The sequence below is a fragment of the Nocardia sp. NPDC047648 genome (genome assembly GCF_040642815.1).
Classification (GTDB): domain Bacteria; phylum Actinomycetota; class Actinomycetes; order Mycobacteriales; family Mycobacteriaceae; genus Nocardia; species Nocardia gamkensis.
Window position 1 is genome coordinate 1 of sequence record NZ_JBEYSX010000010.1, and the last position, 11,798, is coordinate 11,798.

Sequence of the window (11,798 nt, forward strand, 5' to 3'; positions counted from 1 at the left end):
TCGCGTCCGAGTGACCGCCGCTGGCGACTGCGTCGCGGACGCGGCGGCCACTCGGACGCGAGCCGGGCCGCGAACGGCGGATGCTCGGTCTCGCTTCGCTCGAAACCGGGAGTCGGGGTGCGCTGGGCACGCTTGGCATTCGAGTTCTGGGCATGGGGCGCGCGACTCGGTGTGGCGAACGGGCACTGCGTGGTATCGCGCCCTCGAGACCTGTGGTTGAGGTGGTTTGGTGCATCATGCGGTCACCGCGCGAACGGGTTGCGCCGGCGTCGGGACGCGGCAGCGAACGCCGTCGCACCGTGGATCGCAGATGCGGCGGCTCTCGTACGCGCCCCCCGACTTCGCGGGCGGCTGTGTTGTGGACGCCACGGCTACCCGCGCGGCGGGTGGGGCTTTCGCCGTAGGCGGGAGAGCGGCTGGTGCGATCGTTATGGAGCTGATGGTCCGATCGGCATGCGCTCGTTGACCCCGCGCGGCCGATTCAGGCGGCCGGGAGCAGCGACTTGGTGCGGCCGGGGTGGTTGGTGGCGATCCAGCTGACGCCGAGGTCCGCGCACAGTTGGACGTCGTCGGCGTCGTCGACGGTCCAGCAGTAGGTGGCGCGGCCCGCGGCGGCGGCCTTGTCGACCAGCTCGGGGTGTTCGCGCAAGGTCTTCACCGACGGGCCGACGGCCGTGGCTCCGACCGTTGTGGCCGCGGAGCCGCCCAGGTAGCGCGATGATTCGCCGAGCAGAACGGTGGGCAGCAGCGGGGCGGCGCGGCGGATGCGCCACACCGCGGTGGCCGCGAACGACATCACGACGGCCCGGGAGTGGTCGGCGGAGGCCGGAGTGGCGATGCCGAAGCGCTGGAGTTCGGCGAGCAGTTTGTTCTCGACGAGCGCGCCGTAGCGGACCGGGTGCTTGGTTTCGATGAACAGCTTGGTCGGCCTGCTGCGCCAGTCCAGCACCAGGCTGATCAGCTCGCTGAGGGTCAGCACCGAGGCGGGCGAGCCGTCGGCGCCGAAATCCAGAGCCCGCAGTTCCTCCAGCGTCATCTCGCTGACCAGCCCGCTGCCCGAGGAGGTTCGGTCGACGGTGCGATCGTGCACGCACACCAGATGCCCGTCCCTGGTCAGCCGGACATCACATTCGACGCCGTCGGCGCCCTCCTGCAGCGCCAGCTCGTATGCGGCGAGCGTGTGCTCGGGACGCGCCGCCGAGGCGCCTCGATGCGCGACGACGAATGGCGCGCGACTGCCCTGGCTCACTTGGCCATAACCTCCTCCTGCTCACGGTCCTGAGCACCGTTGTCCTCGGGGGCCTGCTCGGCGCCCGCCGGTTCGGCCGCGTGTCCGTGTCCACCGGGATGCACCGGCTCGATCACCGGCACGGCGGGGTCGACCGCGATGAGCCAGCGGCGGGCGGTCCGGTGGCGACCGAGCAGGTCACGCCCCTCGAGCGTGCGCAGCACCCACAGGGTCAGCAGCGCGACCGCCGCGGCGACCACGTCGGTGAACGCGGTGAACAACACCCCGTCCGCCTCCACCTGCAACGAATCCGCGGTGCGCCACAGTAGCGCGGCCACCGCGACGACCCCGCCGAACACCCACGCCGCCCACCAGATGCGGGCCGCCCGTAGCGCCCGGGGATCACCTTTCAACGCGGCCACTTCGATCAGGAAGATCCCGGGCCACAGCAAGTTGACCACCGGGATCAGGCAGCCGGATATCAGCGCTCGCGGCGAACGCGGGTCGCTCCGGCCCACGGCGTCGTAGGCCGCCCGCCTGAGTTCGATCAGCCTTCCGACCGCGGACAAGGCCGCCAGTAGCGCGATCAGGATCGCGAGCACCCCCGCGCCGATCACGAACGCGTCCGAGGCGAAGAGCACGACGGGGTGGATCAGGCGCGTCCGGTTGTGCAGCAAGAGCGCATAGCGCGCGAGCTCGGCGACGGCCGCCAACCCGAAAACGCCCGTGGCCGCGACCAGCAGTCGGGTCACCGACTCGGTCAACTTGCCCAGCGGGCGGCGTACCGCGCCCACGGCCTGCGGTGGCGCATCGATGAGACCCCAGCGCGGCATCCGCGTGTAGCGAGGTGTGCGGCTCCGTGTGGCGGGCCCTTGCGGCTGCCTGCGGACGCGATGATCCGGTTTACGGGCCACCCAGCGGTAGTTGCGGCGGTCGGCGGGCGCGTCGATCGGCGCCGGCGAGAGGAGCACGCCGCGGCAACGCGGGCACCAGTGCATCGGCGCCCGTTGCACGGCCCAGCGCGCACCGCAGCGCGCACAAGGTTGTACCACCGTACTCACCCGCGCACCTCGTTCTTTCGTCAGTAGATCTTCGCCTCGTGGTCGCCCTCCGCGACCAGCGGGCGGCCGGCTTGCTGCCACGCCACCATGCCCCCGCGGACCTGAAAGGCCTCATAGCCGATGTGCGCGAGATATTCGACCACCTGCAAGGACCGGCCGCCCTGCCTGCAGATGACATAGAGTTCCGCGTCGTAGTCCAGCTCGTCGATCCGGGCGGGGACGTCGACCATCGGGATGTGGGTCGCACCCGGGGCGTGTCCGAGCCGCCACTCGTCGTCCTCGCGGACGTCGAGCAGGATCGGTCGCGGCGTGTCGGCCGACGCGGGCGCGCTGTCGAATTCGGCAGGCACGTCCTCCACCGTGACCGACGGAACGTGGGGGCTCGTCACAGATTCGATCCTGCCATGGGCGGCGGGCCGCTGTGCAGTTCCATGCCCGGGGAGCGGCCTCGACAGCGGGCGACGACTTCGGGTATGTTCTCCCTTCCGGAACCGACCACGCCCCCGCTCGATGCGGGTTGTGCATAACTCGGGCGAAGTTATCCACATAATCCACAGGTTGATCCACAAGGCGCAGCTGTCGAGGGCATTTTGCCGCGTTGGCGGAGCGTTTGCGCAACTTATCAGCTACCGCTTCGGGGTGTTTCCGTACTTCCGGTCCGGATAGAGGTGCTGATACCTGATACGTGACAGGATTCACCCCCTAATGGCCGTGCGGTGCGAATGGCCGATCCGGGACTCCCCTCCTAGCGATCCCGGAGCGGCCATTCGTCGCCGACATCGGAACCTGCGGCCGAAGGGTTCCGACATCTACTTGGACGGGACCGGGGCGCGTTCGGTTCCATGAAATTCAGAACGCCGCCGAAATGCCGCGATCCGGCGTCGACGATCGGTAGCCTGAGCGCATGAACGTGAGCAGGGGGCTACGCCACGGAATGGACACCGAAGGGCTCAACGTCGCGTTGTCCGAGGCCACGTGCCTCGGGCTCGCGGTCGACGAGACCGCGGGCGAGTTGCGACTCGATCTCGAAGTGCTGACGCTCCCCGAACACGGGACGGCCGCCGAGGACAGCCGGGTGCAGGTGCGGTTCACCCGCGTGAGCCGGGTCGCCGCGTCACTGCGCACGCAGCACTGGGACGACCTGGAACCCCGGGTGCTGCCGCTGCAACTGGACGGCCTGGACGAGGCGATCCGCAGTTTCGGCGGCGGGCGGCTGCACGGCTGGGAGTTCATCGATCTCGACGACAGCAGCTGGGCGCTGTGGAGCGAACTGCTCAGCTTCGATACCAGGATCGACGATCACGAGTCCGCGCACGTTCTGGAGTTCTCCCAGGAGGAGGGCATCGATCCGCGCGAGTTGGACGTCCGGGTGTGGTTCGACGACATCGTCGTATACGACACGCGGGGCAAGCAGATTCCCCTGGCGGACTTCATCGAGGGTGGCGCGCGGTGGTGGCGGGCGCACGATGCGGGTGATCCACGGGCTACGCGTCCCGGTATCGCTCCGCCCCTGTGAGCTCCGCACCCCTGGTCTTCGCGAGCCGACCGCACATCCGCTCGACCGGATGTGCGGTTTTTCGTGTCGGGGCGCTCAGGCGCCCGTGCCCACCGGGCAGCTCACTCCGGTGGCGTGCACCGGGCAATATCCCCCGGGGTTCTTCGCCAGGTACTGCTGGTGATAGCCCTCGGCGTAGTAGAAGGCCGCCAAGCCGGGCAGCGGCGTGATCTCCGTGGTGATCCGCCCGTACCCCGCCGCGGCCAGGCGCTTGCCGTACGCCTCGGCCGTCGAGCGCACGAGATCGGCCTGCTCCGGGCCGAAGGTGAAAACGGCCGAGCGATACTGCGTCCCGCGGTCGTTGCCCTGACGCATGCCCTGAGTGGGATCGTGGTTCTCCCAGAAGTGCCTGAGGATGCCCGCGTAGTCGATCACCGCGGGATCGAACACGACGAGCACGGCTTCGGTATGTCCCGTCCGTCCGCCGCACACCTCTTCGTAGGTGGGGTTCGGCGTGTACCCGCCGACGTAGCCGACCGCCGTGGTGTAGACGCCGTCGAGTTCCCAGAAGCCCTTTTCCGCGCCCCAGAAACAGCCCATTGCGACGACCGCGAGCTGAAGTCCTTCGGGAAACGGCGGGTGGATCGGGTGACCGTTGACGTAGTGGGTATCCGGCACGTCGAGCGGCTCCGCCCGCCCGGGCAGGGCTCGTTCGGGTGCGACCATGACGGGTTCGGGGAGGCTCAGACGCCCCACTAGTTCGTCGTACCACGACATGGTTCGATGCTACGCGTGCGTTTCCCGTGGGGCCGATGTGCGTGATGTGACGGTGCGCGACCCGCAGGCTGTGAGCGGCGTCACCGGAATGTGCGGGCGTGGGCCCGAGTTGGAATCGACCGGGTGTACGAATGATGGTTGGCTGTGCTCGGAACAACGGGCACAACCGGCCCGACATAGGAAGGGACATCGTGGCTGAGTACACGCTGCCAGATCTGGATTACGACTACAGCGCCCTGGAGCCCCACATCTCCGGGCAGATCAACGAGCTTCATCATTCCAAGCACCACGCCGCGTACGTCGCCGGTGCGAACACCGCGTTGGAGAAGTTGGAAGCCGCTCGCGAGTCGGGCGATCACAGCGCCATCTTCCTGCACGAGAAGAACCTCGCGTTCCATCTGGGTGGGCACGTCAACCACTCCATCTGGTGGAAGAACCTCTCCCCCAACGGCGGCGACAAGCCGGTCGGCGAACTCGCCGCGGCGATCGACGACCAGTTCGGTTCGTTCGACAAGTTCCGCGCGCAGTTCACCGCGGCGGCCAACGGTCTGCAGGGCTCGGGCTGGGCGGTGCTCGGCTTCGACACCCTCGGCCAGAAGCTGCTCACCTTCCAGCTCTACGACCAGCAGGCCAACGTCCCGCTGGGCATCATCCCGCTGCTGCAGGTCGACATGTGGGAGCACGCCTTCTACCTGCAGTACAAGAACGTGAAGGCCGACTACGTCACCGCCTTCTGGAACGTCGTCAACTGGGCCGACGTGCAGGAGCGCTTCGCCAAGGCCACTTCGCAGGCCAAGGGCCTCATCTTCGGCTGAGCCGGATCGAGCACCGGAACCGGGTCCGCGAATCCGTCCGCCGCGCGCGGACGGATTCGCGGGCCCGTTCTGTTTCCCGGCGACGCGGGCACTTTGCCGAGATCCCCGCCCGATGACCCCGAACTCGGCCCCGGCGAGGTAGGACCGGATCCGCCACCTGCGCAGCCCGATTGCCCGCCGATCTCCGTCCGACTGTCCGATTGGCACTCTTTGGTACTTGTGTGCCAGGTGACTCGTGGTTCATATTCGGGATCCACACCAAAAAGGGACGGGCAAGGTCGCCCCCGGGTTCGACAACGGGAGGCAGAAATGCGCACGAACGAACCGATCGGCATCACGCCGTTCCATTCGCGCGGATCGCTGCGTGGCTTCTTGATCTCCGGCCGCTGGCCGGACACCACCAAGGAGTGGGCTCAGGTGCTGGTCCTGGCCGTGCGCGTGGCCACGCTACCCGGATTGCTGACGACCTCGACGGTGTTCGGGGTCCGAGAGGACCTGCCCGACGATCCCGCGCCCGGCACGGTCGGACTGGTGCTGGCCGAAGGTCCGGTGTTGGGCGAGGAAGCCGTCGAGCCGGGCCACTTCGCCGAGCATGTGCCCCCGGCGCTGCTGATGTTGCATCCTCCTTCCGAAACCCGCCCCTCGCTGCCCGAATGCGCCGGCGCGGCGTCCGGCTGCGTGCTGCTGCCCGGAGTGCCCCATCTGGGGCTGGAGCACCGTGCCGCGTGGGTGGAAGCGGAGTCGGACGGAACGATCACTTCGCTGGTCAGCCGGGTCGGACTGGACCCGATCAGCGATCCCGACACCGCGGTTCTGGCTATGCTGCTTGCCGCGTGAGGGTGACCGAAATTCGCCGGTTGGATCGCCAAACTTATTGTGCGCATAGCGATTTCGACGACAGCGGGTTGGCAGGAGCCGGTTGGGCCGGGTAGAGTCGGCTACAGCGAAGGGGAGTAGCCCCCAATCACGCAGTCGACATACTGACCTTCCGGCCCACCGGCGGGTCCGGCTGCGTGAACCGGCATCCGTCCGGTGGGCGAGACCTTCGGCCTGGACAACCATCTCGTTGTCGGCCGGAGCCCCCGCATCTCCGACCGGCAGGCCGGAGACCTGGGAGAACCGCCACACATGATCGCGACCGTCTTGCTGAGCATCGGCATCGTCTTTCTCGCCGAACTGGGTGACAAGTCCCAGCTGATGGCGCTGACGTTCGCGCTGCGCTATCGCTGGTGGGTGGTGCTGGGCGGTATCGCGACGGCTTCCGCCGCGGTCCACCTGATCTCCGTCGGCGTCGGTCACTTCCTCGGCGCGGCCCTGCCCACCAGAGCTATCGCGCTGGTCGCCGCCGTCACCTTCCTGGCCGTCGGCCTGTGGACCCTGCGCGAACACTTCGGCACCGGCGACGATCCCGAGCCGAAGACGCCGAAGGCCGCCGGGGCGCCGTTCTTCGTGGTGCTGTCCGCGTTCCTGCTCGCCGAACTGGGCGATCGCACCATGTTCGCGACCGCCGCGCTGGCCACCGACTACGACTGGGTCGGCGTCTGGCTCGGCTCGACCGTCGGCATGGTCGCCGCCGACGCGCTCGCCATCGCGGTGGGCATCCTGGTCGGCAAGCATCTGCCGGAACACGCCATCGGCATCGGCTCGGGCCTGCTTTTCCTCTACTTCGGCTCGGCGACCCTGCTCGGCGCGGCCGCACCGGCCCTCGGCGGCGCCGCCGTCGCCGGACTCGCGGCGCTGGCTCCCGCGCTGGCCGGTGCGGCGGTGCTGCTCACGCGGATGGCTCGCCGCACGAGTCCAGCGCGGCTCCATACAGTCCGCCCCCTCGGCGCAGCAGATCCAGTAGCGGTTCCCGCAGCGCGGGCAGACCGCCCACGTCCCCTGCCGCGATCCGAGCGGTGACCATCGAACCGATGGCCGCGGCCACGGCCTGACAAGCGAAGCGCTGCGGCTCGGTCCGAGCGTCGAGCACGTCGGCGATCAACTCGACGAACCGCTCCAGCAGCACGGCCCGGCGCGCGATCGCCGCCGAGCCCACCGCGAAGACCTCGACCAGGAACAGCCGCGCGCTGGCCGGGTCGTCCACCAGATACTGGAGATAGGCGCGAAGGATCCGGTCCATGCGAGTGACGGCGTCCGCCTCGTCTTCCGTCCCGGTGGCCTCGGCGATCCGGTCGAGCAACAGCTGCGCCGCACGCTCGTAGGCCGCCTCGAAGCAGTCCTCTTTGGACCGGAACTGCTCGTAGAAGGTCTCCCGCGACACGCCCGCCCGTTTCAGGATCGCCGCGACGGAGGTTCCGATGTACCCGTTCTCGGCCATGGCCTCCGCCGTCGCGACGAGGATCCGCTCGCGCTGCGAGGCGATCACCTGCTCCCGCGGCAGGCCGTGCCTGCCTCGGGGCAGACGTGCGCTGAGGGCCGATTCGGTCATGCGGTGACTCCGGTGTTCGGTCGAGCTGAACTGGGCTGCTTCATTCTGCGCGGTCGGGTCCGCAGGCCGGTCGAAGAGGGTGCGCGCCGGGAACGAGTCGCGGGAGCCGTGCAGGGCCGCGCGCCGCGCACCGGTTAGGGTGCAATTGACGAAAGGCCAACTGGCTGTCACGAACGAGAGGACCATCGTGGAGATTTCGGGTTCCGCCGCCATTGTCACCGGAGGCGCATCGGGCCTCGGCGCCGCCACCGCCAAGCGCTTCGCCGAACTGGGCGCCACCGTCTTCGGGCTCGATGTACCGCAGTCGATCGAGCGCGCGGGCGACAACGTGCCCGCCGGGGTCACCCTCATTCCCGCCGATGTCACCAGCAACGACGAGGTCGCCGCGGCCGTCGCGCAGGTCGTCGAGTCCGGCGCGCCGCTGCGCATCGTGGTCAACTGCGCCGGCGTCGGCTGGGCGGGCCGCATCCTGTCCAAGAACGGCCCGCACGACCTGGAGCTGTTCCGCACGGTCATCACGGTGAACCTGCTCGGCACCTTCAACGTCATGCGACTGGCCGCCGACGCGATCGCCAAGACCGACGCCGTGGACGAGTACGGCCAGCGCGGCGTCGTCATCAACACCGCCTCCGTCGCGGCGTTCGAGGGCCAGATCGGTCAGATCGCCTACTCGGCCTCCAAGGGCGGCGTGCACGGCATGACCGTTCCGGCCGCGCGTGACCTGGCCCAGTTCGGCATCCGGGTGAACACCATCGCCCCCGGCATCATCGACACCCCGATGCTGGCCGGCGTCACCGAGGAATACCGCAAGGGTCTCGAGGCTGGAGTGCCCTTCCCGTCCCGCCTGGGCCGTCCGGACGAGTACGCGCAGCTGTCGCAGTACATCGTCGAGCACGACTACCTGAACGGCGAGACCATCCGCATGGACGGCGCGCTGCGCATGGCGCCGCGGTAAACCCGCTGCGCTACTCCGGCAGCGCGCGGCCCCGCCCTGGCAGGGTCGCGCGCTGCCGTCTTTCACGCCTGCGGCTTGTGCCCGATGCCGAGATAGGCCGTGGTGGACAACGGATAGTTCGGCCGGTACTTCTCGGCGAGAAACGCTTTCATGACGGCGGCGCGCCGACCCCAGACCTCCGCGCTCACACTGTGGCGCATGAGCTCCAACGGGGCGCTGCTGCGCACCATGGCCTCCCACATCTCCTCGGGGCTGCCGAAGGTGAGCGCGATCGAATGCCGCTGGATGGACACCGCCTCGAAACCCGCGCCGCGCATCTCGGATTCGAAGACCTCGGGATTCTCCAGGCTCAAGAAGTTCGGTTGCGGCTCCTGGATGTTCGGGTCGGCCGCGGTCAGGGCGCCGAACATCATCCGCATCAGCGGTGAGTCGGCGATCGGCGCCCAGCTCGACACCACCGCGGTGCCGCCCGGCCGCAGCACCCGGAACAACTCGGCGAAGCCACGAGCGCGGTCCGGGAAGAACATCAGGCCGAACATGGAGAACCCGGCGTCGAACCGGTCGGACTCGTACGGCAGATTCTGCCCGTCGCCCACCCGCGCCCGGATGTTCGTCAGCCCGGCGGCTGCGGCGTCCTTCGCCAAGCGGGCGATCATCGACTCCGCGAAATCGATCGCCTCGACCTGCGCGACCTGGCCCGCGGCCAGCAGACTGAGCGTGCCCGGCCCGGCAGCGACATCCACGATCCGCGACGCCGGGGACAACGAGGCGAACTCGAGCGCCCGCGCCGAGAACGGTCGCATGATGGTTGGCGCGAACTCGGCGTACCCGTCGGCGACGAGGTCCCATGGCTCGGCGACGGCGAGCGGGTTTGCGGACATGTTGTGACGATCCTTTCAGGCATCCACATCTAACCGCGCCACCCGGGGGCATACTCCCCAGTCCTGCGAATATGCCACCTCGACGGTCACCGTAACCGAGAAATGGCCGAAACGTCGCCGACCGCACCGGCCGCGACCGGAGAACCTCGATGTGGCCCTCCGGTCGCGGGCGGGTTCACAGCGTGCGGGTCAGCCGATCGGTGAGGATGTGGGCGAAGTGCGCCGGATCCTTCAACTCACCGCCCTCGGCGAGCACCGCGGTGCCGAACAGCAGTTCGGCGGTTTCCGACAGCTCGGTCGCCGTGCCCGCGTCGGCCTCCTCCTTTGTGGCGGCGTACGCGTCGCGCAGACCGGTGACCAGCGGGTGGGCCGGGTTGAGCTCCAGAATCCGCTTGCTCTCCGGCAGTGCCTGACCCGAGGCGCGGTACATCCGCTCCAGCATCGGCGTGAAGTCGAACACGTCACCGACCAGGCAGGCCGGGGAGGTGGTGAGCCGGTTGGTCAGGCGCACCTCCTTGACGTTCTGCTCGAGCGTCTTGCCCAGCCACGTCAGCACCTCGGCGAAGTCCTTGTCCTGCTGCTCACGCAGCGCCTCGGAGGCCTTCTTCTCCTCCTCGGTCTCCAGGTCGACCTCGCCCTTGGCGATGGACTGGAACGCCTTGCCGTCGAACTCCGGCACCGAGCCGACCCACATCTCGTCGACCGGGTCGGTCAAGATCAGCACCTCGCGGCCCTTGGCCTTGAACGCCTCCAGATGCGGAGAGCTCTCGACCTGGTGGCGGCTCTCGCCGGTCATGTAGTAGATCGTGTCCTGCCCCTCGGGCATCCGCTCCACATACTGCGCCAGCGTGGTCAGCTCGGTCTCGGAGTTCGTCGAGGCGAACGAGGACACCTGCAGGATGGTCTCGCGGTTGTCGAAGTCCGAGAGCAGGCCCTCCTTCAGGACGCGGCCGAATTCCTTCCAGAATGTCTGGTAGCTGGTCTGGTCCTCGGCGCCCTGCAAATCCTTGACCGTGGACAGCACCTTCCGCACCAAGCGCTTGCGGATCATCTGGATCTGCCGGTCCTGCTGCAGGATCTCGCGTGAGACGTTGAGCGACAGGTCCTGCGCGTCGACCACACCCTTGACGAAGCGCAGGTACTCCGGCATCAGCTCTTCGCAGTTGTCCATGATGAACACCCGCTTGACGTACAGCTGCACACCGCGCTTGTGCTCGCGGGTGAACAGGTCGAACGGCGCGTGCGAGGGGATGAACAGCAGCGCCTGGTACTCGAAGGTGCCCTCGGCCTTCAGCGGGATGATCTCCAGCGGATCGTCCCAGCCGTGGCTGACGTGCTTGTAGAACTCCTTGTACTCCTCGTCGGAGACCTCGCTCTTGGGGCGCGTCCACAGCGCCTTCATCGAGTTGAGCGTCTGGTCCTCGAGGATGGTCGTCTCCTTGGCGTCCTCACCCTCGCCCTCGGTGACGGTCCGCTCCACCTGCATGCGGATCGGCCACGCGATGAAGTCGGAGTACTTCTTGACGATCTCGCGCAGCTTCCACTCCAGGGTGTAGTCGAAGAGGTGATCCTCCTCGTCCACCGGCTTGAGGTGAAGCGCGACCGACGTGCCCTGCGGGGCCTCGTCCAGTTCCTCGATCGTGTAGGTGGAGCTGCCCGCACTCGACTCCCACCGGGTGCCGGTGGTCTCCCCCGCGCGGCGGGTGGTCAGCGTGACCTTGTCGGCCACCATGAACGTCGAGTAGAAACCGATGCCGAACTGGCCGATCAATTCCTCGGCCGCGGCCTCGGACTTCGCCTCGTTCAGCTTCTTGCGCAGCTCGGCGGTACCGGACTTGGCGAGGGTGCCGATCAGGTCGACGACCTCGGCGCGCGACATGCCGATGCCGTTGTCCCGTACGGTCAGGATCCGGTTGTCCTTGTCGACCCCCAGCTCGATGTGCAGGTCCGAGGTGTCGACGTGCAGATCCTTGTCTCGGAAGGACTCCAGGCGCAGCTTGTCCAGCGCGTCGGAGGAATTCGAGATCAGCTCCCGCAGGAAGGTGTCCTTGTTGGAGTAGACGGAATGGATCATCAGCTCGAGCAGCTGATGTGTCTCTGCCTGGAACTCGAGTTGTTCGACGTGCTCTGTCACGTCGGCGATGGTACCGCCGCG

The 11,798-nt window shown here is 68.1% G+C and carries 11 protein-coding genes and 1 pseudogene; 5 read left to right on the forward strand and 7 right to left on the reverse strand.

The window, feature by feature from the left end; all coding sequences use genetic code 11:
* Nucleotides 1–481 precede the first annotated feature (481 nt).
* From ABZ803_RS21155 to ABZ803_RS21165, 3 genes are all read right to left on the reverse strand, one after another.
* Nucleotides 482–1,249 (reverse strand): glycerophosphodiester phosphodiesterase, encoded by a 768-nt coding sequence (locus ABZ803_RS21155; RefSeq protein WP_040864180.1) that lies wholly within the window; start codon nucleotides 1,247–1,249, stop codon nucleotides 482–484.
* On the reverse strand, nucleotides 1,246–2,199 hold the full coding sequence (locus ABZ803_RS21160; protein ID WP_357040763.1) for a DUF4328 domain-containing protein: 954 nt from the start codon (nucleotides 2,197–2,199) through the stop codon (nucleotides 1,246–1,248). Before ABZ803_RS21160 ends, ABZ803_RS21155 begins: the two co-directional genes overlap by 4 nt.
* 110 nt (nucleotides 2,200–2,309) lie before the next feature.
* Nucleotides 2,310–2,648, reverse strand: a complete 339-nt coding sequence (locus ABZ803_RS21165; RefSeq protein WP_357041310.1) for a rhodanese-like domain-containing protein — start codon at nucleotides 2,646–2,648, stop codon at nucleotides 2,310–2,312.
* A gap of 545 nt (nucleotides 2,649–3,193) precedes the next feature.
* Here ABZ803_RS21165 and ABZ803_RS21170 point away from each other — a divergent pair.
* A complete protein-coding gene (locus ABZ803_RS21170; RefSeq protein ID WP_357040766.1) occupies nucleotides 3,194–3,805 on the forward strand; it encodes a hypothetical protein in 612 nt (203 codons plus the stop codon).
* Between the two features lie 75 nt (nucleotides 3,806–3,880).
* Here the strand turns inward: ABZ803_RS21170 and msrA are convergent, their stop codons facing one another.
* Nucleotides 3,881–4,561, reverse strand: a complete 681-nt coding sequence (gene msrA / locus ABZ803_RS21175; RefSeq protein WP_357040769.1) for a peptide-methionine (S)-S-oxide reductase MsrA — start codon at nucleotides 4,559–4,561, stop codon at nucleotides 3,881–3,883.
* 191 nt (nucleotides 4,562–4,752) lie between these two features.
* Here msrA and ABZ803_RS21180 point away from each other — a divergent pair, with 191 nt between their 5' ends.
* The 3 genes from ABZ803_RS21180 (at nucleotide 4,753) to ABZ803_RS21190 (ending at nucleotide 7,278) form a co-directional block, all read left to right on the forward strand.
* Nucleotides 4,753–5,376: a superoxide dismutase gene (locus tag ABZ803_RS21180; protein ID WP_039794275.1), complete on the forward strand. Its 624-nt coding sequence runs from the start codon at nucleotides 4,753–4,755 to the stop codon at nucleotides 5,374–5,376.
* Nucleotides 5,377–5,685: 309 nt separating this feature from the next.
* Nucleotides 5,686–6,213: a peptidase gene (locus tag ABZ803_RS21185; protein WP_357040772.1), complete on the forward strand. Its 528-nt coding sequence runs from the start codon at nucleotides 5,686–5,688 to the stop codon at nucleotides 6,211–6,213.
* A gap of 291 nt (nucleotides 6,214–6,504) precedes the next feature.
* Nucleotides 6,505–7,278: a TMEM165/GDT1 family protein gene (locus ABZ803_RS21190; protein ID WP_357040775.1), complete on the forward strand. Its 774-nt coding sequence runs from the start codon at nucleotides 6,505–6,507 to the stop codon at nucleotides 7,276–7,278.
* Between the two features lie 313 nt (nucleotides 7,279–7,591).
* On the opposite strand, the pseudogene ABZ803_RS21195 reads toward ABZ803_RS21190, so the two are convergent.
* Nucleotides 7,592–8,020: pseudogene (locus tag ABZ803_RS21195) on the reverse strand (helix-turn-helix domain-containing protein); the annotation flags it as partial.
* Here ABZ803_RS21195 and ABZ803_RS21200 point away from each other — a divergent pair.
* Nucleotides 7,995–8,762, forward strand: a complete 768-nt coding sequence (locus ABZ803_RS21200) for an SDR family NAD(P)-dependent oxidoreductase (RefSeq protein WP_040864299.1) — start codon at nucleotides 7,995–7,997, stop codon at nucleotides 8,760–8,762. The pseudogene ABZ803_RS21195 and the gene ABZ803_RS21200 overlap by 26 nt on opposite strands.
* A 62-nt stretch (nucleotides 8,763–8,824) precedes the next feature.
* On the opposite strand, the gene ABZ803_RS21205 is transcribed toward ABZ803_RS21200, so the two are convergent.
* Together ABZ803_RS21205 and htpG are read right to left on the reverse strand one after the other, a co-directional pair.
* On the reverse strand, nucleotides 8,825–9,643 hold the full coding sequence (locus ABZ803_RS21205) for a class I SAM-dependent methyltransferase (RefSeq protein WP_357040779.1): 819 nt from the start codon (nucleotides 9,641–9,643) through the stop codon (nucleotides 8,825–8,827).
* A 175-nt stretch (nucleotides 9,644–9,818) separates the two neighbouring features.
* On the reverse strand, nucleotides 9,819–11,777 hold the full coding sequence (gene htpG, locus ABZ803_RS21210; protein WP_357040782.1) for a molecular chaperone HtpG: 1,959 nt from the start codon (nucleotides 11,775–11,777) through the stop codon (nucleotides 9,819–9,821).
* Between the last annotated feature and the right edge of the window lie 21 nt (nucleotides 11,778–11,798).